General features: G+C 72.0%; 17 protein-coding genes. 3 read left to right on the forward strand and 14 right to left on the reverse strand.

Going from position 1 to position 23,406, the window contains the following annotated elements; genetic code table 11:
• Window positions 1-121: 121 nt before the first annotated feature.
• A complete protein-coding gene (locus WMF11_RS01100; RefSeq protein WP_437976122.1) occupies window positions 122-1,075 on the forward strand; it encodes a S1 family peptidase in 954 nt (317 codons plus the stop codon).
• A gap of 55 nt (window positions 1,076-1,130) precedes the next feature.
• Here the strand turns inward: WMF11_RS01100 and WMF11_RS01105 are convergent, their stop codons facing one another.
• From WMF11_RS01105 to WMF11_RS01135, 7 genes are all read right to left on the reverse strand, one after another.
• A complete protein-coding gene (locus tag WMF11_RS01105) occupies window positions 1,131-3,968 on the reverse strand; it encodes a hypothetical protein (RefSeq protein ID WP_437976123.1) in 2,838 nt (945 codons plus the stop codon).
• Window positions 3,969-4,327: 359 nt separating this feature from the next.
• Window positions 4,328-4,954: an L-2-amino-thiazoline-4-carboxylic acid hydrolase gene (locus tag WMF11_RS01110; protein WP_437906554.1), complete on the reverse strand. Its 627-nt coding sequence runs from the start codon at window positions 4,952-4,954 to the stop codon at window positions 4,328-4,330.
• 355 nt (window positions 4,955-5,309) lie between these two features.
• Window positions 5,310-6,539, reverse strand: coding sequence for a radical SAM protein (locus WMF11_RS01115; RefSeq protein WP_437976124.1), 1,230 nt, complete (start codon window positions 6,537-6,539; stop codon window positions 5,310-5,312).
• A 141-nt stretch (window positions 6,540-6,680) separates the two neighbouring features.
• Window positions 6,681-7,097 carry a GAF domain-containing protein gene (locus WMF11_RS01120; RefSeq protein WP_272097267.1) on the reverse strand — a complete coding sequence of 139 codons (417 nt, stop codon included), beginning with the start codon at window positions 7,095-7,097 and terminating at the stop codon, window positions 6,681-6,683.
• Window positions 7,098-7,164: 67 nt separating this feature from the next.
• Window positions 7,165-10,668 carry an ATP-binding protein gene (locus WMF11_RS01125; RefSeq protein ID WP_437976125.1) on the reverse strand — a complete coding sequence of 1,168 codons (3,504 nt, stop codon included), beginning with the start codon at window positions 10,666-10,668 and terminating at the stop codon, window positions 7,165-7,167.
• 109 nt (window positions 10,669-10,777) lie between these two features.
• The gene (locus tag WMF11_RS01130; RefSeq protein WP_437976126.1) at window positions 10,778-11,416 is read right to left on the reverse strand and encodes a regulatory protein RecX; all 639 of its coding nucleotides are present in this window, start codon (window positions 11,414-11,416) and stop codon (window positions 10,778-10,780) included.
• Window positions 11,417-11,507: 91 nt separating this feature from the next.
• Window positions 11,508-13,685, reverse strand: coding sequence for a DUF362 domain-containing protein (locus WMF11_RS01135; protein WP_437976127.1), 2,178 nt, complete (start codon window positions 13,683-13,685; stop codon window positions 11,508-11,510).
• 155 nt (window positions 13,686-13,840) lie between these two features.
• On the opposite strand from WMF11_RS01135, the gene WMF11_RS01140 reads away from it, so the two are divergent.
• Complete coding sequence (locus WMF11_RS01140) at window positions 13,841-14,512, forward strand: hypothetical protein (RefSeq protein WP_437976128.1); 672 nt, start codon at window positions 13,841-13,843, stop codon at window positions 14,510-14,512.
• Between the two features lie 31 nt (window positions 14,513-14,543).
• Here the strand turns inward: WMF11_RS01140 and WMF11_RS01145 are convergent, their stop codons facing one another.
• From WMF11_RS01145 to WMF11_RS01175, 7 genes are all read right to left on the reverse strand, one after another.
• Complete coding sequence (locus WMF11_RS01145) at window positions 14,544-16,097, reverse strand: cobyric acid synthase (RefSeq protein WP_437976129.1); 1,554 nt, start codon at window positions 16,095-16,097, stop codon at window positions 14,544-14,546.
• The gene (cbiB, locus tag WMF11_RS01150) at window positions 16,094-17,032 is read right to left on the reverse strand and encodes an adenosylcobinamide-phosphate synthase CbiB (RefSeq protein WP_437548782.1); all 939 of its coding nucleotides are present in this window, start codon (window positions 17,030-17,032) and stop codon (window positions 16,094-16,096) included. The genes WMF11_RS01145 and cbiB overlap by 4 nt, the downstream gene beginning before the upstream one ends.
• Window positions 17,029-17,619, reverse strand: coding sequence for a bifunctional adenosylcobinamide kinase/adenosylcobinamide-phosphate guanylyltransferase (gene cobU / locus WMF11_RS01155; protein ID WP_437548783.1), 591 nt, complete (start codon window positions 17,617-17,619; stop codon window positions 17,029-17,031). The genes cbiB and cobU overlap by 4 nt, the downstream gene beginning before the upstream one ends.
• Window positions 17,616-19,112, reverse strand: a complete 1,497-nt coding sequence (locus WMF11_RS01160; RefSeq protein WP_437906571.1) for a cobyrinate a,c-diamide synthase — start codon at window positions 19,110-19,112, stop codon at window positions 17,616-17,618. The genes cobU and WMF11_RS01160 overlap by 4 nt, the downstream gene beginning before the upstream one ends.
• Window positions 19,112-19,672: a cob(I)yrinic acid a,c-diamide adenosyltransferase gene (gene cobO, locus WMF11_RS01165; RefSeq protein WP_437906573.1), complete on the reverse strand. Its 561-nt coding sequence runs from the start codon at window positions 19,670-19,672 to the stop codon at window positions 19,112-19,114. The genes WMF11_RS01160 and cobO overlap by 1 nt, the downstream gene beginning before the upstream one ends.
• Window positions 19,669-20,463, reverse strand: coding sequence for a precorrin-4 C(11)-methyltransferase (gene cobM, locus WMF11_RS01170; protein ID WP_437976130.1), 795 nt, complete (start codon window positions 20,461-20,463; stop codon window positions 19,669-19,671). The genes cobO and cobM overlap by 4 nt, the downstream gene beginning before the upstream one ends.
• 347 nt (window positions 20,464-20,810) lie before the next feature.
• Complete coding sequence (locus WMF11_RS01175) at window positions 20,811-21,050, reverse strand: hypothetical protein (RefSeq protein WP_437906576.1); 240 nt, start codon at window positions 21,048-21,050, stop codon at window positions 20,811-20,813.
• 493 nt (window positions 21,051-21,543) lie between these two features.
• Here WMF11_RS01175 and WMF11_RS01180 point away from each other — a divergent pair, with 493 nt between their 5' ends.
• Window positions 21,544-23,394 carry a hypothetical protein gene (locus tag WMF11_RS01180; protein WP_437976131.1) on the forward strand — a complete coding sequence of 617 codons (1,851 nt, stop codon included), beginning with the start codon at window positions 21,544-21,546 and terminating at the stop codon, window positions 23,392-23,394.
• Window positions 23,395-23,406 lie beyond the last annotated feature (12 nt).

The raw sequence follows: 23,406 nt of genomic DNA on the forward strand, positions 1-23,406 counted from the left end.
ATGGCGCTGGCACTGCGCTTGTTATGCCCCCCGCGCGCCCACGGGTCCGAGCGGCGCCGAACCGTGGGCGCCTCCGCAATCCGCCGCTCTGGACACCATTTCTGGACGGAAAGGTTGCAGTATGAAGAATGCCATCCCGATCGCGATCCTGTGCCTCGGCGGGCTCGGCTGCGCGGACGCACCTCTCGGGGGCGACGGCGAGCAGCCATTGCTCACGTCCCGGCAGCGCATCGTTGGAGGCGCTGTGGACACGACGCACGCCTATGTCGTGGGCGTGGGCAATCGGAACCGGGCGTACTGCAGCGGGACCGTCATCTCGCGGCGCACCGTGATCACGGCGGGACATTGCCACGGCGCGCTCACGCGCGTCTTCTTCGGCCCGACCCTCGGGCGGCGGTCGGAGAGCGTGCGGATCGAGACGTCGAGGAGGCACCCCGCCTTCGATCCCGCAAGCCTCCAGAACGACCTTACCCTCCTCCGGCTGGAGAGCGACGCGCCCGTGCAGCCCGCGCCCCTCCTGCGCGAATCGATGGAGAATACCACCTGGTACGTCGGGCCGGACTACACCTTCGTCGGTTACGGTGTCTCCGACGGGGTCGCGGGGACGGGGTTCGGCATGCGCCGCGCCGTGACGTTCCCGATCGTGGCCGTCGGCCCCGCCCAGGTCGGCGGGACGCCGGGGACGATCGACGCGACCCAGTTCTATTACCAGGTCCCCGACATGAACACGTGCGCCGGCGACTCCGGAGGTCCGGCGTTCCTCGTGCGCGGGGGCGTCGAGCGCCACGCCGGCGTGACCTCGTTCGGCGACGACCCCTGTACGCTGGACGGGGTGCAGGCGCGCACCGATCTCGACCAGATATCTCGCTTCATCCAGCCGACGATCGACGAGTTCGAGCCGGACAACCCGTGCCGCGCGGACGGCCTCTGCGAGGCGGCCTGTGACGTCGGGCCCGAGATCGTCGACCCCGATTGCGCCGATCTCCACTGCGGCCAAGATGGGGTGTGCGCCCTCGCCTGCGCGTTCCCGGCCGACCCGGACTGCGCGCTCCGCGCCGGCGTGCAGGTGAGATGACGGGACAGGTGAAGGCCAGCGGGCGCCGGCCGCGCGCCGCGCCGCGAGGCGGAGCTCAGGGCGTGTCGTCCGGGTCCGCCGGGTCGCTGCCGGCGCTCCGCTCGTCGCCGTCGAGGAAGCCGTCCTCGTCGCGATCGAGGCCGATGCGGTAGCCCGAGCCCGGCGGCGTGCACGTGTAGGTCAGGGGTCGCCCCGTCGCGAGGGCGATCTGGCGGAGCACCGCGTCCGGGATCGGCGGCAGCGCCATCCGGTCGGCGACGAACTGCCCTGCTCCGGTGTGGAGGAAGCCGATCTCCTGCAAGGTCAGGTGGCTCTTCGCCACGAGATCACACTCGCCGGCGTCCGCCCTGGCGATCAGGAGATCGACGCGCGGATCGGCGGCGGCCTGGTTGCCGGACCCGAGCGTGACCTGCTGGCCGACGATCGGCGCGACGTTCGAGTCGAAGGCGAGCAGGAACGACTCGATCTGCCGGCGGACCGCGTCGCCCGCAGGCGAGTCCGGCAGGCCGTTCGGGTTGTCCGGGAAGGTGCCGAACTGGTTGGTGAAGCCGGTGAACGGCGAGAAGCCCATCCCGCGGAAGAACCGGAACAGCGTGTCGAAGCTCCCGTCGTGCAGGAAGCCGAACCCCCGCACCTGGTCTCCCATGGGATCGTTGTCGCCGGGCAGGATGCCGAACAGCGGGGCGGCCATCCCGAACATCCCGACCTTCTGGTACATGTTGCGCAGGTGCGGCGTCTTGATGAGCTGCGGCTGGAAGTCGAACGTCATGTTGCCGTTCGCTCCGAAGAATCCCGGCTTGTCGACGCCGGGGTTGCCCTCCGGGTCGAGGACGTGACAGCCATTGCAGATGGCGGTGCCGTCCAGGTTGCCGCTCATGAAGGTGTCGCGCCCGGCCTGCTGATCCGGCGTGAGCGCGTTGTCCAGACGGCGGATCGGGTTGGGCGGATAGGTCACCTGCAGGATGAAGTCCGCGAACGCCTCCATGGAGGCGGCCGGGATCGGGCCGCTCCGGCCGAGGAGGTCGGTGAAGCCGGCCTGGAACTTCATGAACGCGGCGCGCTCGTCGAACGAGCCGCTGTCCGGCTGCGCGGTGGGCGCGTCGTTGCCGCCGGTGCGATCGCCGCGCCAGTGCATGGGGCCGTGGTTGGCCATGCCGCGCAGGCTCTGGGTCGTCGTCGGGCCCTTCATCGGGTGGAACTCCTGGGGCATCGGCTGCTGCGTGAAGAGGTTGAGCAGCGGGCCGACGAAGGGGCCCGGGTTGGTCGTGACCGGCTCGTCCGGATTGCCGAGATCCCACCCGAGGCTGTCGAAGTCGCCGAAGATATGGCAGCTCGCGCACGAGGAGTCGCCGTGCGCCGAGCTGGATCGCGCGTCGTAGAGGAAGCTCCGCCCGAGCGTGACGCTCGGCGGCTCGGGGCTGTACATCGCGATGTGCGCCGTCTCGGCCCGGGTCGCGGTGTCGACGATCGAGATGGAGTTGTCGAAGCGGGTCAGCACGAACAGCTGGCCTCGCGCCTCGTCGAGCGCGAGCCCCGACGGGCCGCCGCCGCTCACCTCGATGTGGTCGGAAGCGTCGGGCACGAACGTGTCGCTCTCGAGCGCGGCCGTGCCGAGCACGCCGACCTTGCTCGACCCGAGCGCGGCCACGTAGAGCGTCGCGCCGTCGCTCGTTACCGCCATGTCGACCGGCTGGGCCAGGCTCGCCTCGCTCTCGGCGTTCGGCGTGGGGGCGCAGCAGACCGAGTAATCGATGTGTTTGTTGAGGTGCCGCGGCGCGACGCGCGGGGGGGCGTTGCCGGGGCGGAGCACCGTGATCCGGCTCTCGTGGAGGTGGCCCCGCAGGCTCTGCCCCGCGAAGACGCCGGGGCCCTCGAACCGCTGCTCGTTCCGCGCGTCGGTGTTGGAGACGTAGACCTTCCCGTTCACCGGGTTGACGACCATGTTGAAGAGGATCGTCCCGACGCCGGTGAAATGGCCCGAGGGCCCGGCGATCGGCCGCGGGGGGGTCGCCATGGCGTTGATGGCGAACACGTCCTTGTCAGGCAGCGAGAGCCGCACCGTGTCGTCCCAGGTGCGGCCGAGCTCGTCGACCCAGTGCGCGCCGTCGAACTTCACGATGAGGCTGACCTCGGGCGCCGGGTCGCCGAACGCATTGGTCATGGGGCCCGGCGAGCCGCCGTTTACCGCGCCGCCGTCAGGCACGAGCAGCTCGGTGACGACGGTGCTCCGGTTGCCCGAGTGGAAGCCGGCGGCGTAGACGCGCGCGCCGTCGGGCGTCGCGGCGAGCGCGCGCGGCGTGTCGGTGAAGAGGGTGAGGATCGCGAGCGGCTCGCCGCCGAGCGACGAGCCCAGGTGGTTCGCGTCGAACACCCAGACGTCGGCCCGGCCCACGCCCGGCGTGGTCAGCTGCGGATCGTTCGGGTTGTTCTGGCCGCGGTGCGCCGCCGTGATGAAGGCGCGGCGCCGCCCGGGGCCGGCAAACACGATGTCTCTCGGCTCATCGCCCACGAGCAGCGTGCGCTCGACGCGGCCGCCGTATCCGCCAGGGGACAGCTCGACGACGCTGACGCTGTCGGACAGGTGGTTCACGACCCACACCTCGGTGTCGCTCCGCGCCGCCACGGCGACCGGATCCAGCCCGACCGGTATCGAGCTCCGGTGGACCAGCGCGCCGTGATGGACGCGGAAGACCTCGAGGCGGCCATCCGGCGTGTTGAGCGCGAAGAGCAGGTTTCCGCTGGGAGAGAGCGCGAGCGGGCGCACCTGCCCGCTCTCGAAGAGCGTGTAAGATGGCTCCGCCAGGGCGGGGGCGCTGGCCGCGAAGACAAGAGACGACGTTGCGGCGGACAAAAGGCCGCCGGCGACCCTTCGCAGGGCGAACGGTGACTTCATATGACCTCCTCGAGAAAGCGACTTCAGGAGCGATCGGGGATCGAGTGATCATTCAACAACTAACACGGACACGCTCTTTGGGGATCCAGGAAAGAGCATTTGTGTTTCAAATTTGAAATACGCACAGCGCGCAGTCCACAGCGCACACCGCCCCACGATCATGACCCTTTTCAGGGGTGCGGCGCGTCATGGGGCAAGCATTGAATGGCGACGCGCGCAGCCCGCCGGCGCACCCGAGCGACGGGTGGTGAGCCCATGTGCGTTCTGGCGGTGCGGGAGATGAGATAAGGAGAGGGCGGGGCGCCGCCGCGCGCTACGCGGACGAGCTCGCGTCTACCCCGGGGCCGCGGGGCGCGACGCTACTTCTTCGCGGTCACGTACCGGAAGTCGCACCGCTCGGCGCCCGTGCCGAGGGTGCCCGTGCGGCGGAGCTCGACGCCGTGGAGCTCTTTCACCTTGAGGTCGTCGAGGCGGCAGATCATGGGGACGATCTCCGGCGCGCCGTGCCGCCGCGCGAACGCCACGATCGGGCACGCGCGCACGTCGAAGGCCAGGAGCGCGCCGGTGCCGCTGGCCTCGTCGAAGCGGATGCCCTCCGGCTCGTCCGCGCGCAGGCTCATCATGAGCAGGCTCCGCGCTGGCTTCAGCCGGAACATCACATCCATCGCGGCGCCGAGGAGCGGGCTCCGGTTCAGCTGCTTGCGGTAGAAGGCCAGCAGGATGTCCTCGGCGAGGCGCAGGGCCGGCTCCCGGTCCACGCCGAGGTCGTGCAGGAGCGCCTGGTAGATCGCGAGCACCGGCGGGCCGAGCTCGAAGAGCTTGCGATTCATGCTGCTCTGGAACCGCGGCATCGTCGCCTCCAGCGCGAGATACCGCTCCTTGGCGCGCGTGTGGAGCTCCGCCGCACACTCTTCGCCGAGCTCGCGAGTCGCGATGACTCGGCCTTCCGCAAGGATCTGCGCGAGACGTTCGGACGGCGACGACATGCTGGAAATTTATCACATGCGGCGCCGCGGCAAGCCTCCTTGTGGGAGCTTCCGTGAGAGGAGTGGCCGGCTGAAGGGGCCTGCTGGCCGGCCAATCGACTGGCCGGCCAGCAGGCCAGTCCGAACAGCGGGCGCAGCCTGTTCCAGCCGGCCTGGGCGGCCAGAGGGTCAGCGACGCTCCTGCGATCGGGGGGAGTCCGGTAGGGACGCAAGTTGGCTCTGCCGGGATGCGCGGAGCACCGGACAGGGCGTCTGGTGAAATGAGACAGAAACCTCTCAGCAACAGGCCGAGTCGGCTTCCGGGCGGCGATGCGCGCGCGGGCTCGGCAGGAGCCGGGTGTCCGTCTGTGCGGCGCTACGGCGCCGCCGGTCCCCACAGCCCGGGCACGCGCGTCCCACAGGAGGGGCACGCGCCGCCGGAGAGGAGGACCTCCTGCGTCTCGTAGTTGAACCGCCGCACAACGACCTCGTGGCAGGCGGGGCAGCGTGTATGCGAGAGCTCACGGACGCGGTCGGCCACGTTGCTGACGTAAACGTACTTCATCCCCCGCGCATAGGCGACGCCCGCCACGTCCACGAGGAACGCCGGGTCGGTCGTCATGCGATCGCGCATCTTGTAACGCGGGTAGAAGGCGTTGAGGTGCCAGGGGATGTCGGGGTCGACCCCGGCGATCTCGGCGCCGAGGGCGCGGAGGCCGGCCGCCTTGTCGTTGAAGCCGGGGACGACGAGCGTCACGACCTCGACCCAGTAGCCGAGGCGCCGGGCCTCGCCGATCGCCGCGAGCACCGGCTCGACGCGGCCGCCGAGCGTCCGGTATTGATCCGCGCTCCACCCCTTCAGGTCGACGCGGAACACGTCGGCGACCGGGCGCATGTACGCGAGCGCCTCGGGCGTCGTGTTGCCATCCGAGATGAGCGCTGTGACGAGCCCCCGCCGCTGCGCCTCCGCGAAGACGGCGCGCGCCCACTCGGCGGTGATCATCGGCTCGTTGTAGGCGCTCGCGAGCACCCCGCAGCCCGCCGCGACGGCCACCTCGACGAGATCCGCGGCGCTGATGTCGATGGGCTCGCCGTCGCCCTCCGGCTCGCGCAGGGCCTGGGAGACCTTCCAGTTCTGGCAATAAGGACAGCGCAGGTCACACCCGAACATCCCGAAGGTGAGGGACCTCGCGCCGGGGCGCACATGGAAGATCGTGTTCGTCTCGACCGAGCGCACGTAATGGCGCGCGACGTAGCCGAACGGGACGCGCAGCTCGCCGTCCTTCTCGAAGCGGATCCCGCACGCGCCCGCGCGACCCGGCGCGAGGACGCAGCGGTGAGCGCACGCGGTGCACCGGAGATACCCCTCCTCGGGGCCGGGCTCGTAGAGCGCGCCGGGCACGGTGCGGCGGGCGAGCTTCGCCGTGAGGGGCTCGCCCGCGGCGCCGCCTTCGCCAGGCCCGGCTGCGGCGCGCTCGCACGCGGGCTCGTTCGCGGCGCCGCGCACGAGGTCCTCCACGCGGACGTGCGGGCGGGCGCCCGGATCGAGCGCGTCGGGCGGAGCGTCGATCGCGGCTTTCGGGGCGCTGCGTCCGTTCGTCTCCATGGGAGAGCGGGCATCGCTAGCATCGCAGCCGCGAAAAACAAGGGGCTTGTGTTGCGGCGGTGCGGCGGTGCAGCTGGGCAGCGGGGCTGCGGCGGGCAGCAGCCCCGCGGCGGGCAGCGAGGTGGGGCGGGAGCGCTCTTGTCAGGCCGGCAGCGCGCCAGCGCCCTGCGCGAGGCGATCGAGCTCGTCCTGGCCGAGCTCGCGCTCGCCGGCGAACGCGATCCCCACGACGGCGCGCACGCTCGCGGAGGCGTCGCGCACGGGCAGCGCCACCGCCGCCTGCGCCGCGACCGCCCTGGCCCCGGGCCGCACGTCGCCGGACGTGTCCGTCTGCAGGTTGCACGTCTGCACGGGCTGGTCGCGCTCCCAGGCGAGCCCGGCCATCCCCTTGCCCCGCGGGACGCGGCGCGTGATCTCCTGCACCTTCTCGGGGATGTTCACGGCGGCGGCCAGCGCGAGCGCATCGCCCTCGACGAGGTGCACCGTGCCAGCGATACCCCCGTTGTCGGCGACGAAGCTCCGAAGCCACGGCTCCAACGACTCTCGGCGCGCATGCATGCCCGCACCTTCGGCCGTCGCGGGGCCTGCGTCAACCCGGGGCAGCTCGCGGGACGCGCCGGATCTGTCAGGCCTCGTCCTTCACCCGCTTGGGCCAGCGCACGATGAAGGTGGCTCCTGCGCCGGGGCGCGACGAGACGGACACGCTCCCTCCGCGGCTCTGCACGATCTTCTTCACGACGGAGAGCCCTATCCCGGTGCCTTCCACCTTGTCGCGCGACTCGAGCGTATGAAAGAGATCCCAGATGCGCTCGTGGTACTCGGGCGCGATGCCGGGCCCGTTGTCGCTCACGGCGAACTCGACGTAGGCGCCGGCGTCCTCACACGTCACCTCGACGCGCGCGTCGCTGCGGCGCGCGTGCTTCAGGGCGTTGCTGATGAGGTTCTGGAACACCTGCTGCATCGGGACGCGCTCCGCGGCGATCGTCGGCATCCCTGGCGCGATGTCGACCCGGGCGCCCGCGGGCGGCGAGAGCAGCTCGACGATCTCCGCGAGCAGATGGCCGGTGTCGACGCTGACCACGTCGCCGCGCAGGCGCCCTGCCCGCGAGTAATGGAGGATCCCGTCGATGAGCGCCTCGAGGCGGCGCACGCGCCCGCGCAGGAGGTGGATGTACTCCTGCGTCTCGCCGTCCAGCTTCCCCGCCAGCGACTCCTCGATCCACTCGGACAGGTTCGCGATCCCCCGGAGGGGCGCCTTGAGGTCGTGCGAGGCGACATAAGCGAACTGGTCGAGCTCCTGGTTCGTCTTCGCGAGCGCTGCGATGAGCTCCTCTCGGTGCTGGCTCAGCTGCTCGATGCGGCGCCGCGCGAGCACCTGATCGGTGATCTCGAAGCCGACGACCATGACGCCCGAGACGGCGCCGGAGGGGTCGCGGATGGGCTGAGCGACGTAGTTGAAGACGGCCTCGTGCACCGCGTCGCCGCGCTGGACGGGGATGCTCAGCTCGGTCATGCGCAGCGGCTGGCCGGCTTTCCGCGCGCGGTCCAGCATCGCGATCGCCTCGTGCTCGACGAGCTCCGGGAACACCTCGCGCACGCTCTTCCCGACGAGGTCCCGCCGGCCGACCATCTCGCAGTACGGCGGGTTCGCGACCTCGAAGCGGTGCTCGGGGCCGGCGAACACCGCGATGGGGACCGGCGCCTGCATGAAGAGATCGTGCAGCTTCTCGCGCTCGCGCTCGGCCGCTGCCCGCAATCGGGCGAGCTGGAGGTGCGTGGCGACGCGGGCGACGAGCTCGCGCGCGGAGAACGGCTTGGGGAGGTAGTCGTCCGCGCCCGCCTCGAGCCCCTCGACGCGCGACTCCTCCCCGGCGCGCGCGGAGAGCATGACGACCGGGACACCCCTCGTGCGCTCGTCCGCGCGCAGCGCGCGGAGCAGGCCGAAGCCGTCGAGGTTCGGCATCATCACGTCGGTGAGCACGAGATCGGGCGGGCTGCGGCGCGCCGACGCGAGCGCCTCGGCCCCGTCGGCGACGGCCTCGACCGTCCAGCGCTCGCGCAGCACCCGCCCGACGTACTCGCGCATATCGGCGTTGTCGTCCGCGAGCAGGACGCGCCCCGCCGGCCCGGCCTGGATCGCGGCGCCGTCGGACGACGTCCACGCCGCCGGGGAGAGGTGCTCGACGGCGTCATCACCCTCTGCGCCGGGGGGCGAGTCACCCTCTGCGCCGGGGGGCGAGTCACCCTCTGCGCCGGCGGGTGAGTCACCCTCTGCGCCGGGGGGCGAGTCGCTCTCCGCGCGGGGCAGCCAGCGGAGCGCCTCCTGCACATAAGGCGCTGCGCCCGTCGTCGTCGACGCCAGCGTCCGCGCGGCGTTCACGCGGTCCTTCGGCAGGTGCCCGGCCCCGCGAGGCAGGGAGACCGTGAACGACGTCCCCACGGAGAGCTCGCTCGTGACGTGGATGGTCCCGCCGTGGAGGCGGACGAGCTCGTGGACGAGCGCGAGCCCGATCCCGGAGCCCTCGTGCGTGCGGGATCGCGCGCCCTGGACCCGATGGAACCGCTTGAACAGGTGCGAGAGCTCGCGATCCGGGATGCCCGTCCCGGTGTCCCGCACGGTGAGGTCGGCGCGATCGCCGTGCGCGCGGAGCGAGATCGAGACCGTCCCCTCGAACGTGAACTTGAGCGCGTTCGAGAGGAGATTGAGCACGATCTTCTCCCACATGTCGTGATCGACGTAGACGGGCTCGGGCAGCGGCGGGCAATCGACCTCGAAGGCGAGCCCCGCGCGCTCCATCGCCGAGCGGAAGGCGCTCGCGAGATCCGCGGTGAGCGCGGAGAGATCGGTCGGCTCATACGACGCCTGGATCCGGCCCGCCTCGATGCGCGAGAAGTCGAGCAGCGCGTTGACCAGCTTGAGGAGCCGGCCCGCGTTGCGGTGCGCGGTCTCGAGAGCCGCGCCCGACAGGCTCCGCTCCGCCGACGCGAGGGCGTCCTCGAGCGGCCCGAGCATCAGCGTGAGGGGCGTGCGGAACTCGTGGCTCACGTTGCTGAAGAACGTGGTCTTCGCGCGATCGAGCTCGGCGAGGGCCTCCGCCCGCCGCTTCTCCTCCTCGTACGCCTGCGCGTTGGCGATGCTGGCGGAGATCTGGCCGGCGACGAGGTGGAGGAAGCCGCGGTAATCGTCGTCGAAGAGGCGGAATGGATTCAGCCCGACGATCAGGACCCCGGCGCGCCCCGTCTCGCCCGAAGGGGAGATCGCGAGCGCGGCCGCTCGCGTCGGCGGCCTTTGCCATGCGCCGGTCGGGAGATCGCGGAGGTGAGCCGGTATCTCGACGACGCGGCAGGACTCGTGCTCTCGCAGCACCGCGGCGAGCGGCCACGGCGACGCGTCCGTGAGCGCGATCGTCTCGGGGGCCGCGGGGTGCCCCCGCTCGAACCCCATGCTGCCGGCGAGCTGCACGCGCCGCCGGTCCGGGTCGACGACGTAGAGGAGCGCGAACGGGAGATCCTTCGCGTTGGTCGCGAGCGAGCTCGCGCTGCGCGCGCACACGTCTTCCCACGAGCGCCCGTGCGCTGTCCGCGCCGTGAGGTCGCGGAGGAGCGCGAGCTGCCGCTCTCCGATGATCCGCCGCGTATCCTCGGTATTGGCGCAGAGGATTCCGCCCGTGCCGCCCTGATCGTTCGGCACAGGGCTGTAGGAAAACGTGTAATACGTCTCCTCCTGGTAGCCGTTCCGCTCCATGATGAGGAGGAGCGCCTCGTCGTAGGTGCCCTCGTCGCGGCGCATCGCGGACGCGGCGCGCGGCCCGACTTGGCCCCAGATCTCGCGCCACACGACGGACGCGGGCTGCCCGAGCGCCTCGGGGTGCTTGCCGCCGACGATCGACTTGTAGGCGTCGTTGTACAGATTGATGAGCGAGTCGCCCCACCAGACGAACATCGGCTGGCGCGACGTCAGGACGATGCGCACGCACGTCTTGAGGCTCTGCGGCCACGACGAGACCGGCCCGAGCGGCGTCTTCGACCAGTCGATCGCGCGCATGCGCGCGCCCATCTCCCCTCCGCCGGCGAGGACCGCGCGAGCGTCCGCGCGAGCCGGCGGCAGGCCATCCAGTTCGAGCGACATGGACGCTTTGTAGCGTGCTGTAGGTGGTGGGAGAAGGGCAGAAAACAGGGTGTTTCGGGCTACTCGGGGGAGCCCGTACACCGCGGAGGGGCCGGCGCGCCGGCGCCGCTCACGGCGGCGCGTCGAGCACCGCGCGCAGCGCCCGGCGCGCCACGTCGGGCGAATAGCCCTGGCGCGCGAGGAAAGCATAGAGCTTCTGCCGTTGCTCCGCAGGAGCGAGCCCCGAGAGCGAGCGGAGCTTCTTGCGCGCCGCCCGCTCGGCCACGGCGGACTCGTCCGTTCCCTCCTCGGTCATGACCTGCCGTATGGCCGCGTCCGCCACGTCGCGCGAGACGCCTTTGCGGGCGAGGTCCTGCTCGATCCTGCGGCGCGACCGGGGCTTGCCCACGATGCCGGAGCGCGCCTTGGCCTCCGCGAAGCGCGCGTCGTCGAGCAGCCCGCTCGAGGTGAGGCGCTCGATCGCGGTCGTCACGTGCTCCCTGGGCTCGCCCTTCTCGATCAGGCGCTTCTCCAGCTCCCTGGCCGATCGCGCCCGGAACGACAGGAGCCGCAGCGCCCGCTCGTAGGTCTTCTGCTCGCCCGCGGCGCTCTTCCGGGGCGGCTCCGCCGCGGCCCCGGGGCTGTCCTGGCCGGGGGTCAGGCCGGCGGCGGCCTGCTCGGGCACCGTGGCGAAGGGGACCCCATCCACCAGGATGACGACGTGGCCGGGCTTGTCGGGCGAGGGGACGATTCCCGTGATGATCGGCATGCGCGAGGGACGATGGCGCACCTGGCGCGGGCCGCAAGCTCCCGGTCACCCCGCCTGCTCCCGGCCGCGGCGGGGCGCCTGCGCGCTCACCTCACGGATCGATCACGAGCACGCCAAACGCCTCCGGGACATGGAAGTTCGGCTTGCTCGTGCGGGGCGGGCTCCACGCGAGGTAATGCCGTGGGTCCTTGCCCTCCATCCGGTACAGGTTCATGGGCAGCCGCGCGCTCGGGGCGAGCGCGCCCACGATCCCCGGCGCCGCCAGCAGCGCCTCGATGACGGCCGTGCGCGCCTGCGCGTCCTGGCTCGTCGCGATCGTCGCGTCGCTCGACCACGCCGTGTCTTCCAGGCGCGCGTCGCGGTCGATCGCGATATCGAAGAAATGGCCGAACGGCCCGATCTCCACCTCGAAATACCGCCTCGGCGAGCCCGGGGCCGGCGTCAGGAAGAGCTCGATGCAATCCTCTTTGTAAAGCCCCTTTCGCTCCGTGCCGACGGGCTTCGAGCGATCCGTGTTGAGCCCCGCGTTCGAGAGCTCGAAGAGCGCGTGGAGCCCTTGCTTCGACCAGAGGAAGCGCGCCCGCGTGGGGAACCCGGCGGGCTTGCCGGCATAGTCGGTGTCCCACTGCACGGCCTTCGCGCGGCCCCACGCCGCGTCGTCGGCCTTCCCGTCGAGCACGACCTGCTCTCCCGGCGGAAGCGGCGAGGCGTGCGCCTCCGGCTTCGCGGGGCCTCCGCCCGGCCCTTCGCCCTGCTTCCCGTTGGGCGCCTTCTGCGAGGCCGGCGGCGCGGGATCGAGCCCCTTCGCGGGCCCGCCGGGCAAGGGCGCCTGTCCGGGCTCCCAGTCGAGCCGGAAGGGCGCCATCGCCTTGTAATGCACGGGCCTCGGGCTCTTCAGGAGATCTGCCCCGTCTCCCGTGATCGCCGTCGCCTTGAGATCCAGCCCGAAGCGCTTCGCCGCGGCGTCGATGAGCGGCGAGGTCCGGTGGCCGCCGAGCTCGCGCGCGAGCGCGGGGCTGTTCCACACGCCGAGGAGCTCCGCCGCCACGCGGTCGACCCGCACCGGGTTCGTGCCGCCGACGGCCACCATCTCCGCCGTGGGGTGGAGGACCTGGAAGCCGTCTCCGCCCATCGCCGGCGCGCCGTCGCCGAGCACCGCGTCCGGCGCGGATACCTCGAGCACGTCGACCATGCGCTCGGCGAAGACGCGGAGCGACGATAAGTAAAGAGCTCTGTCCTCCTGGCCGGCGGACTTCGTGTCCAGGTACGCCTTGAGCTCCCTGTGCATCCTCCACTTCTGCTTGTAGGCAGGCGCGCTGTCCGACAGCATGACCGTGCCCTGCATGCCCTTGATACCGACGGAGATGACCGAGTACCGGTGCATCTTGAGCCGGGGGAGCGACAGGAAGAGCCCGTGGTCGAGGTGCTCGGCCAGCACCTTCGGCATGAGCAGCGTCGGGACGTGGGTCGCCTGGATGCCGCGGATGGCGAGGGGCTTTCCGGGCCTGTCGCCGGCGACGTCGTAGACCCCGTCGTCGTCCATCGCGACGAGCGCGGCGCCCTCCTCGGCGGCCATCGCCTCATAGCCGGTGCGCTGCGCGATGTCCTTCCAGAACTTGTGCGAGTGGCCGCAGCCCTCGGCGATCGTGATCTTCGTGTGTCCGCGCGCCTTGAGGCACTGGACGACGCCTCGAACGAACTCCGGCTGGGTGATCCGGCCGGTCACGCCGTCGTCGCCCTTCGACTTCGCAGGGTCCTTCACGCTGTCGAACCCGCAGATGTTGGGCTTGAGGAGCACGGGAGTCGCCGCGGGGCGCCTCGGCACCACCGCCTCGCAGATGCGCTTGCCGAGCTCCAGGGGACCCTGGCCGCGGAGCACGGTGACGGGCGAGTCGTCGGCCTTGATGCGCTCGACGTGCCGCTTCCTGAGGGCGGCGCCGTCGATGCTGTCCGACGCGATCACCGAGGGCCCGGACTCGTACCGCTGCGACGCGCCCGCGACCACGTCGCTCGACGCGCTCGGCACCGCGGTCGGGACGGCCGGGTGCGCGGACGCGGCGGCGAAGGAGGAGGCGGTCGGCGCCGGCGCGGGGGATGACGCCGCCGCGTCGGGCGGCGCCGCCGCGGCGACGGCGGGCCCGCCGTCGCTGGTAGGTCCGCCCGGCTGTTGCGGCCGGTCCCCGCAGCTCGCGAGGACGGCGACCAGCGCCGCGATCTCGAGGGAAGAGCGCCGCGCCCAGCGGCCGTGGATCGCCCGTGTCGTGTTCATGCTCGCGGAGCACGATGGGGCGAAACGACGGCGGCGAGAAGGAAGAATTTTGATACAGCTCATGCATTCCAGTGCAGGCGCGGAATGAACGGATGTGTGGCCCTGCTGGCGTGGAATTTACTTCCAATAGCGAATTCTTGCGGATGGAGGATGGGATGAAATCCGCTTCTGGCGTGTTCTCGGCGGTGATCGTGGCGACCCTGCTGGCGCTGTCCGCGTGCGGCGGCAGCGTCGACGACGAGCGAAACAGCAAGGAAGAAGGCCCCTCCTGCGGGCTGGTCGCGGCGTGCGGCGGCGATCCGACAGGAACGTGGACGATGGATGAGGCGTGCCTGGATCCCTCGATGTTCGAGGACCTCGACGAGGGGTGTGACGCGGAGATCGACATCAGCGGCCTGGTGGTGAGCGGACGCGCCGAATTCCGGGCCGATCACTCCTATGCCACGACCATCACGCAGCAAGGGCCGATCAAGGTGGTGTACCCTGCGGCGTGCCTCGCGGCCGAGGACATGCCGATCTCGTGCGCGCAGCTCAGCGCGGAAATGCAGCGGGCCGCCTCTGGGAAGGAGTCGCCCTTCACCTCGGCGGAGTGCGCTCAGGCGGGCGCCGACTGCGCGTGTACGTTTGTCCTGGGGCGGCTCACGACGCCGTCGATGGGCACCTGGTCGGTCTCCGGCTCCATCTTGACCGTCGAGCCCGAGCGCCGGGAGCCCGAAGAGAGCCCGTTCTGCGCGCAGGGATCCTCGCTCACGAGAGGCTTCCCGGTACCGGCGGGAGCGGACGCCTCGGGGCCCATCCAGCACTACATGAGGTTCACGAAGGAGTGAGCCGCGGCGAGCCCGGTCGTCGGGGCGCCGCTCAGCGCCGGTCGAGCCCCACGATGCGGTCGAGCAGCGCCCGGTCGAGGCTCGCCTCGACCGCCGTGGCGAGCCGGTCGTACTCCTCGTGCCGGCTCGGTATCGCCGGCTCCCCCGAGGCCCTGGGGAGCCCCCGTCGCTCGCGCAGCGCCGCGAGGAGCGACCGCCTGAGCCCGTCGTTGTCGAGGATCCCGTGGATCATCGTGCCCACCACGGCGCCGTCCGCCGAGACGGCCCCGTCGAGCGCCCGCTCGGCCTTGCCGCCCCGCGACCCGATCGCGAACGCCGCGGCCGCGCCGCCCACCCGCTCCACGCGGCCCATGTGGATCTCGTAGCCGGTCAGCTCTCCCGCGCCCTCGCCCTCGGCCTCTCCAGCGCCCGCCGCCCCGAGGAACGAGCCGCCCGCGAGCCGCGCCCGCACCTGCGCGACCGTCTTGGTCCGCTCGAACCGCGTCCACACATCGAGCAGCCCGAGGCCCCGCGCCGCCGGCTCGGCCGACTCGACGCCTTCCGGATCCTCGATCGCCCCGCCGAGCATCTGGCAGCCGCCGCAGATCCCGAGCGTCCAGCCGCCCTGCCGGGCGCGCGCCGCGACCGCCTCCGCGAGGCCGCTCGCGCGCAGCCACGCGAGATCGGCCATGGTGCTCTTCGTCCCGGGGAGCAGCACGAGGTCCGCATCGCCGATCTCGTCCGGCCGCTCGATGAACCGCACCACCACGCCGGGCTCGTGCTCCAGCGGCTCCACGTCGTCGTAATTCGATATCCGCGGCAGCCGGACCACCGCGATGTCGAGCTGCCCCGGGCCCGCCGGCGCCCGGCGCCGACGGCCCTCCAGCGACACCGAGTCCTCGTCCGCGATGCGCAGCTGCTTCAGGTAAGGCACCACGCCGAGCACCGGGACGCCCGTCCGCGCCGTCAGCATGTCGAGCCCCGGCTCCAGCAGCTTGAGGTCGCCGCGGAACTTGTTGATCACGAACGCGGCCACGCGCGCGCGCTCGTCGGGCTCGAGCAGCGCCATCGTCCCGACCAGCGCCGCGAACACGCCGCCTCGGTCGATGTCGCCGGCGAGCAGCACCGGCGCGTCGGCGACGCGCGCGACGTGCATGTTCACGATGTCGCGGTCCTTCAGGTTGATCTCCGCGGGGCTGCCCGCCCCCTCGATCACCACGACGTCGTGCGCCTCGCGCAGCCGCCCGAGCGAGCGGGCGATGATGTCCTTCAGCTCTCCCCGGTACGCGAAGTAGTCGCGCGCGTGCAGGCTGCCGATCGGCTTGCCGAGCACGATCACCTGGGAGCGGGAGTCGCCCTCGGGCTTGAGCAGCACCGGGTTCATGTCGACCGTCGGCGCGACGCGCGCCGCCTCGGCCTGCACCGCCTGCGCCCTCCCGATCTCGCCGCCGTCCAGGGTCGCGAACGAGTTCAGCGCCATGTTCTGCGACTTGAACGGCGCGACCCGGAGGCCCCGCCGCTGGAAGATGCGGCAGAGCGCCGCGCAGAGCAGGCTCTTGCCGACCGAGGACGCCGTGCCCTGGACCATCACCGTGAGCGCCGTCATCGGAAGAGCTCCTGTCCAAAGGAAGCCGCCGCCAGGAGGGCCGCCGCGAGCCCGGCGAAGAGCAGCGCCGCGAGCTGCACGATCCGGCAGGCCTCGTCGATGAGCCCCCGCCGGAGCGGCTCCACGGGGTCGCCGAGGCGGTAGTGGCCGCGCTTCTCGAGCTCGACCCGGAGCAGCCCGGCCATCGCCGCCATGGGCCGGCCGGCGTTCGGGCTCTCGGTGAGGCCGCCGTCGCGCAGGAGCACGGCGAGGCCGCGGCGCGCGTCGGCGCCGCGGAGCCACCCGGCGGCGAGCAGGAGGAGCGCGGTGAGCCGCGCCGGCACGAAGTTCAGCGCGTCGTCGAGCCGCGCCGAGGCCTTGCCGAGGTACTCGTAGCGGCCGTGGTAGCCGATCATCGCGTCGAGCGTGTTCACCGCGCGGTAGAAGAGCGCGCCCGGGAGCCCGAAGAGCGCGAAATAGAAGAGCGGCGCGACGAAGCTGTCCGACGCGTTCTCCGCGACCGACTCGACCGACGCGGCGACCAGCGCGGGCTCGTCGAGCTCCGACGGGTCGCGGCTGCAGAGGCTCCGCAGCGCGCCGCGGGCCCCGGTGACGTCGCCCGCCGCGAGGGCGTCGCGCACGCCGAAGGCCGCGTCGCGGAGCGCGCGGAGCGCGAAGGTGGGCTTCAGCAAGAGACCTGACAAAGCGAGCGCGAGCACGGGGTGCGGGGCGAGCAGCGCCGCGACGCCGGCGCCCAGCGCCGCGAAGAGGCAGGGGACGGCGAGGGCCATGAGCGCGCCGAAGAGGAGCTCCGCAACGCGGCCGCCCGTGGGCGCGGCGCGCTTCAGGGCCTGGATGGCGGAGCCCATCCACACGACGGGGTGGACGGCGGAAGGGGGCTCGCCGCAGGCGAGGTCGAACGCGACAGCGACGAGCAGCGCGGCGGCGGCCGTCATCGCGCGTCCTCGCCGCCGCCGACGAGCGCGACCGGGCCGGGGCGCAGGCGCAGGATCGCGCCCATCACGGCCACGTAGAGCTCGCTGGCCGAGCGGCCGAGCCGCTGGTGCGCGCGCCCCGCGAGGTCGCGGAACGCCCGGCCGAGCCGGCTCTCCGGGACCACGCCCATGCCGACCTCGTTCGAGACGAGGACGACGTGCGGCGCCGCCGACTCGACCGCGGCGGCGAGCGCCTCGATGCGCTCCTCGATGGGCCCGAGCGCGCGGCCCTCGGTCTCGTCGCGGAGCAGCAGGTTCGAGAGCCAGAGCGTGAGGCAGTCGACGACGACGACGTCGACGCCGGAGAGCGAGGCGATGCGCTCGGGGAGCGCGATCGGCTCCTCGACGGTGAGGAACGCGCCGCCTCGCTCGCGGACGTGCGCGTCGATGCGCGCCCGCATCTCGTCGTCGAACGGCTCGGCGGTCGCGATGAAGGCGCGGCGCTCGCCGAGCGAGCGCGCGAGGGAGAGCGCGAACGCGCTCTTGCCGGAGCGCACGCCGCCGCCGATGAGCGCGACCCGGCGCGGCGCCGTGCCCGGGCCGCTCATCGCGCGCGCTCCTTCCGGTGCGCGGCGGCGCTCGCGACGAGCCCCTCGGGGACGAGCGGGTTCGAGGCCCAGTGCGCGTGCACATACGAGGCGAGGACGCTCGCTGTCCGGTACCCCTCGCGGCTGACCTGCCCGCCGCGCCGGCGTCGCACGGAGTAGGCGTGCTCGATCGGCAAGGGCGCCTGTGCGGACGGCGACGGCGGCTGCTCGGCCGGCGCTGGCGCTGCGGACGGCTCGACCGGCACAGCGCGCTGCGACGGGCGGAGCTCGGAGTAGCGGAACTGGTGCCCGCGGAAGCGGAGCCCCGCGCCGCCCAGGATCGTGCGCGCCTGCGTCTCGACCTCCACGTACCCGAGCGCCTGCAGCTTCTCGCACATCGCGGCCTCGGCGGGCACGAGCCCGACCATGGGGTGCGCGCGCCCGTCCAGCGTGCGGATCGCCTCGGTCAGGTACATGAGCCCGCCGCACTCGGCGTAGATCGGGCCCCCACGGCCGGCGAACGCGCGGATCTCGCCGCGGAGCGCGGCGTTCGCGGCGAGGCGCTCCGCGTGCACCTCGGGGTAGCCGCCCCCGAGGTAGAGCGCGTCGACGTCGGGCAAGCGCGCGTCGCCGATCGGCGAGAACCGCACGAGCTCGGCCCCGGCGGCCTCGAGGCGGCGCAGGTTGTCCGCGTAGTAGAAGTGGAAGGCCTCGTCGAACGCCAGGCCGATCCGCGCCCGGCCGCGCTGCGCGCCGGCGGTCGCAGCGCCGGGCGTCGCGGCCGCGCTGGCCGCGCCGGCCGCCGGCAAGGGCGGCGCGGCGCGCGCGATCTCGAGCAGCGCGTCGAGCCCGATCCACGCCTCGGCCTGCGCGCCCCAGTGGTCGAGGCGCTCCTCGGGGAGCGCGGCCTCGTCGGCCGTGCGCAGGCCGAGGTGGCGCTCGGGGAAGCGCTGCGCCTCGTCCCGCGGCAGGCCGCCGAGGACGGGCAGCGACCGGTTCACCTGCGCCTGCGCCTGTCGGAGGATGTCGAGGTGGCCGCGGCTGCCGACCTGGTTGCACACGACCGCGGCGATGCGCAGCGCCGGATCGAAGCCCGCGAAGCCCTGGACGAGCGCCGCGACGCTGCGGGCCATCCCGGACGCGTCGATCACGAGCGCGACCGGCGCCTCGAGCCATTTCGCGATCTCGGCGGTCGAGCCCTCCTCCCCGGTCGGGCTCGCCCCGTCGAACAGCCCCATCACCCCCTCGATCAGCGCGACGTCGGCGCCGGCGGTCTCCGCCGCGAACGTCGACAGGACCGCTTCCCGGCCCATCATCCAGCCGTCGAGGTTGTGCGATGTGCCGGCCACGGCGCGGGCGTGGTACGTCGGATCCAGGTAGTCGGGGCCGCACTTGAACAGCGCGACCTGGAGGCCGCGGGCGCGGAGCGCGCGCGCGATCGCCACCGTGGCGGTCGTCTTGCCGACGCCGCTCGCCGTGCCGGCGACGACGAGCCGGGGGATGGCCCGGGACATCAGAAATCGACTCCGATCTGGGCCTTTTGCCCCTGCTCGAACGGGTGCTTCACCGATCTCATCTCCGTCACCAGATCGGCGAGCGCGAGGAGCGCGTCGGGCGCGTTCCTGCCGGTGATCACGACGTGCACGTGCGCGGGCCTCGCGCGCAGCGCCGCGAGCAGCTCGTCCTCGGCGATGAAGCCGTAATGGAGCGCATACGTGATCTCGTCGAGCACCACGATGTCCTGCTCGCCGCCCGCGATGAGCGCCGCGGCCTCCTGGAAGGCCGCGCGCGCCGCCGCCTTGTCGCGCGAGAGATCGTCGCTCTCCCAGGTGAAGCCGCGCCCCATGACGAGGAACGTCAGGTTGGGGAGCGTCTCGGCGAACAGCCGCTCTCCCGTCTTCCACTTCCCCTTGATGAACTGCACGACAGCGACGCGCATGCCCCGGCCGAGCGCGCGGAACACCATGCCGAGCGCGGCCGTCGTCTTGCCCTTGCCGTGGCCCGTATAGACGATGACGAGCCCCTTTCGACCTGCGGCCGCCGCGCCCGTGCCGGCGCTCTCCTCCGCGCTCACGAGCCCTCCTCGGTCTTGCCAGGGACGAGGAGCTTCTTCTCGGCCTTGCGGAAGCGGTGGCTGAAATCCGGATCATAGAGCCGCGAGTCGGCGAAATCCGTGGACGTGAGCACCCGGCCGACCAGGATCATCGACTGGCTCTTGATCCCCTCGGCCCGCACCTTGTCCCGGATGTCGGCGAGCGTGCCTCTCACGATCTTCTGATCGGGGCAGCTCGCCTTGTGCACCACCGCGACCGGGCAATCCGCGCCGTAGGCCGGGATGAGCGCCGCGGTCACGTCCTTGAGCAGGGTGATGCTCAGGAACAGGCACAGGGTCGCCTGGTGGCGGGCGAGCTCCTCGAGCCGCTCGGCGGGCGGCACCGGCGTGCGCCCCTCGGCGCGCGTCAGGATGACGGTCTGCGAGAGCTCGGGCAGCGTGAGCTCGCGCCCGAGCGCCGCGGCGGCCGCGGTGAAGGACGAGACGCCGGGGATGATCTCGTACGGGATCCCGAGCGCATCCATCCGGCGCATCTGCTCGGCCGTCGACCCGAAGAGGACGGGATCGCCCGTGTGGACGCGCGCCACGTCGTGCCCTGCGTCCCTGGCCTCGACGAGGACCTCCACGATCTGGTCGAGGGTCATGCCGGAGGAGTCGATGACCCGGGCGTCCGGCCGCGCGGACGCCACGATCTCCCGGGGGACGAGCGAGCCCGTGTACATGACGACAGGGCAGCGAGCGACGAGCTCGGCGCCGCGCACCGTGATGAGCCCGGGGTCGCCCGGGCCCGCGCCGATGATGTAGACGCGCATGGTGTTATTCCTCGGTTCGTGCGCCGGCGATCCCGGAGCGGACCGGCGGCGCGCGAAGCTAGAGCGGTCGCGGAACAAACGCCAGCGTTCATGGCGGACGCCTCGGGGCGGAGATGCCCGAGGAGACGGACGCTGCGGCGTCGAGGGAGAGAGCGCGCCTGTCGCTCTGCTCAGGCGAGCCGCGTCCCGAGGAAGACCGCCATCGTGGCTACCCGAGGCGGGAGCGGTGGGCGTCGTGCTCCGCCGCGCGGTCTGTCAAGCGGCAGAGCCGACGCCACCCTGCTCCGTGGGGGCGGCGCCATCGCGGTGGCTGCGGGCGTCTCGCCGCTCCCCCGGCAACTCACCGCTCACCAAGCGATGACGTCGTACCCAGTTGCCACGAATTCGTTCTGGACGGCTGTTTCTAGCGCAGCAGTCCCGACGCCGGCGGCGTTGGTGACGTACGTCGCTTCGGTAAGCCCTTGATTGTAGTTGAGGGTCACGCCCCAGGTAGGATTGAGCCCATTGATCGAATTGAGCGCAGCCTGCGCAGCGAGCTGGCCAGGGCCAGTCCCAGGTTTGGTGCCGTATACTTTGCAGCTTGGCATGGTATTTCCTCAGTGTTTTCGGTGAGTTGAAGGATACCGTGGACATCTGCCCAACCTCGAACGGACGGCTGGCCAGCCACTAGAACCCACAGCTCTCACCCCGTCAAGCGCTCGCGCCGGGCGGAATCGTGTCCGGCATCCCTGATCACCGGAGGAAGCGCTTCGCGCGGAACCCCACCTCGCGCGGAACCCCGGCTGGCTGCATGGTGATTCTTCTGCTGAACCGGGGCGACCTCTCGCAGCAGTGCCGAAGAGCGCCCCGCAAAGCCACCAGCGCGATCCGATCGAGCGGGCAAGGCAACGGATGGCTGGATGGCTGGATGGCTGGATGGCTGGATGGCTGGATGGCTGGATGGCAATCGCCGCCGCGACCCTTGGCGGCGGCGCGGCGCCTACCTTGCATGACACCCGGCTCCCCTGGAATCCGCTGACCTTGCTCAGGCCATGCGCTTGTGATGCGATGGGAGATCGCTCCCCTTCACGAGGAAAGGCAATGGACCAGAAGAACACCGGGTCTCAGCCCGCGGCGCCCATCCTGTCCGCGGCAGCCCTCTTCGAGCCGACGCTCCCGGCCGCGTGGGGACCCACGCTCGATCTGCTCGCCGACATCGAGGAGCTGCAAGACGCGGCGAAGGGCAGCCGCGAGGAGCGGGAGGCGAGGGGGCGCGATCTTCGCGAGCGGCTGATGCGCGGCATCGACGCCCTGAGCGAGCCGACCCCGGACGAGTTCCACGCGGCGAGCGCGTCGTTCCGGGCCTGGTTCACCGAGGCGGTGCTGCTCTGGCTCCGGTTCGCCGGCAGCAGCTCCGCGCCGCTCATCGATACGGTCGCGTCGCGCCCGCTCCTCGATTTCCCGCTCGATCTGCCGGCGGGCAGCGAGGGGATCCCGCGCGTCCGGCGGGCGCTGCGAGAGGCGCTCGGGTGGGACGAGGCGGAGCTCGCGCAGGTCGAGGCCGCGATGGATCATATGACCTCCAACCTCGCGGTGAAGCACGCGATCACGAAGGCGATCGCCTCGCAGCTCGCCGCGAAGGGGGGCGCGTCGCCCGCCGCGTGCGCCGAGCTCATGAGCGCGATCTACGGCCCGTTGCCGTGGCGCCCGGGCGACGTGGATCTGCTCATGACGTCGACCGCGATCTTCCTGTGCATCCGCGCGTCGGCGCCGGCGACCGGCTCGCCCGGGGCGGCGGGCTCCGGCGAGGCGCCGCGGCTCGAGGTGCCCGGCTGGGACGAGCGCCCCGAGGACGAGCGGCGCGCCATCTCCGCCTTCATCGCGCGATGCGACGACACGAACACCGCGGCGACGGCGCGTTTTCCCGCGTTCGGCTACTTCGACCGCGCGGCCATCGATCCGGCGCTCGCGCGCTCCCTCGCGGACGCGGCCTCGGTCCCGACGGAGGTCGTCACACAGACCCTCGCCACCATGGTGATGGTCCTCCGGACGCCGGAGGTCGAGGACTACGTGGTTCATGACGCCTGGGGCCATGCGTGGCAGGAGGCGCTGGCCGAGTTCGAGTGGGAGTACGCGGTGCTGCCGCGGATCGAGGAGCCCCTCGCGCTCGACACCGTGTTTCCCGGCGCGGTCGGCCCCGGCATCGCCGCGGCCTTCGTCGAGCGCGGGGGCCGCACCGAGCTCGACGAGGCGGCGCTGCTCCGCTTCGCCGAGGCCGACATCAGGGCGCGACTCCAGGTGGCCGCGAGCAACGGTATCGCCGAGATGCTCGCCGATTTCATGGAGAGCAAGTACGCGTGGCACAGGCCCTCCCTGAAGCTGCCGGACGCGTCGCTCCTCCCCATCACGGGGCTCAAGCTCGATCTGACGGTGGGTGACGTTCGCCGCCAGGTCGCCCGCTGGTCGAAGCCGTACCGCGCGCTGGCCGAGGACGAGGGGGCGCGCGCCCGCCTCGTCGACGCGCTCTCGCCGCGCGTTCCGGCTGCGGGGCTCAAGGAGGCGGTGGATCAGGCGGGCGCGCTCTTGTGGCGCGAGTTCGCGACGGCGTTCGACGACACGCTGCGGCCGGTGGCTGCCAGGGGCGGAGGGATCCGCGCGAGCGCGTGCCGCCGGATGGTGCTCCAGCTCGCGCAGGTCGCCGCGGTGCTCGAGCGGACGCTCGCGGCGTCGTGCGCGGGCGGGCCACGGAGCGGGTCGCGGAGCGGGCCGCGGACGGAGCTCGCCTGGCGCGACCCGGCGCTGTGCGTCGACCTGCTCCTGGTGACGATCGCCCGGTTCTACGAGCACGAGCGGCAGAGGAACTTCTGGCACCTGGACCAGATCCTCGCGACCGGGTTCGTGGAGGCCTGCGGCCGGCTCCGGGCCGCCATGGCGAACGCCGAGTCGCCCTGAGTCTGTCCTCCG

This window comes from Sorangium sp. So ce295 (assembly GCF_051527405.1).
GTDB classification, from domain to species: Bacteria; Myxococcota_A; Polyangia; order Polyangiales; family Polyangiaceae; genus Sorangium; species Sorangium cellulosum_B.

Excerpts from the sequence above, each read along its gene's own strand:
- WMF11_RS01130 (WP_437976126.1), bottom strand. The coding sequence starts at position 11,416 with ATGCCGATCATCACGGGAATCGTCCCCTCGCCCGACAAGCCCGGCCAC.
- WMF11_RS01120 (WP_272097267.1), bottom strand. The coding sequence starts at position 7,097 with ATGCATGCGCGCCGAGAGTCGTTGGAGCCGTGGCTTCGGAGCTTCGTC.
- WMF11_RS01125 (WP_437976125.1), bottom strand. The coding sequence starts at position 10,668 with ATGTCGCTCGAACTGGATGGCCTGCCGCCGGCTCGCGCGGACGCTCGC.
- WMF11_RS01140 (WP_437976128.1), top strand. The coding sequence starts at position 13,841 with ATGAAATCCGCTTCTGGCGTGTTCTCGGCGGTGATCGTGGCGACCCTG.
- cobU (WP_437548783.1), bottom strand. The coding sequence starts at position 17,619 with ATGAGCGGCCCGGGCACGGCGCCGCGCCGGGTCGCGCTCATCGGCGGC.
- cobM (WP_437976130.1), bottom strand. The coding sequence starts at position 20,463 with ATGCGCGTCTACATCATCGGCGCGGGCCCGGGCGACCCCGGGCTCATC.
- WMF11_RS01145 (WP_437976129.1), bottom strand. The coding sequence starts at position 16,097 with ATGACGGCGCTCACGGTGATGGTCCAGGGCACGGCGTCCTCGGTCGGC.
- cbiB (WP_437548782.1), bottom strand. The coding sequence starts at position 17,032 with ATGACGGCCGCCGCCGCGCTGCTCGTCGCTGTCGCGTTCGACCTCGCC.
- WMF11_RS01180 (WP_437976131.1), top strand. The coding sequence starts at position 21,544 with ATGGACCAGAAGAACACCGGGTCTCAGCCCGCGGCGCCCATCCTGTCC.
- WMF11_RS01135 (WP_437976127.1), bottom strand. The coding sequence starts at position 13,685 with ATGAACACGACACGGGCGATCCACGGCCGCTGGGCGCGGCGCTCTTCC.
- WMF11_RS01110 (WP_437906554.1), bottom strand. The coding sequence starts at position 4,954 with ATGTCGTCGCCGTCCGAACGTCTCGCGCAGATCCTTGCGGAAGGCCGA.
- WMF11_RS01160 (WP_437906571.1), bottom strand. The coding sequence starts at position 19,112 with ATGTCCCGGGCCATCCCCCGGCTCGTCGTCGCCGGCACGGCGAGCGGC.
- WMF11_RS01105 (WP_437976123.1), bottom strand. The coding sequence starts at position 3,968 with ATGAAGTCACCGTTCGCCCTGCGAAGGGTCGCCGGCGGCCTTTTGTCC.
- WMF11_RS01115 (WP_437976124.1), bottom strand. The coding sequence starts at position 6,539 with ATGGAGACGAACGGACGCAGCGCCCCGAAAGCCGCGATCGACGCTCCG.
- WMF11_RS01100 (WP_437976122.1), top strand. The coding sequence starts at position 122 with ATGAAGAATGCCATCCCGATCGCGATCCTGTGCCTCGGCGGGCTCGGC.
- WMF11_RS01175 (WP_437906576.1), bottom strand. The coding sequence starts at position 21,050 with ATGCCAAGCTGCAAAGTATACGGCACCAAACCTGGGACTGGCCCTGGC.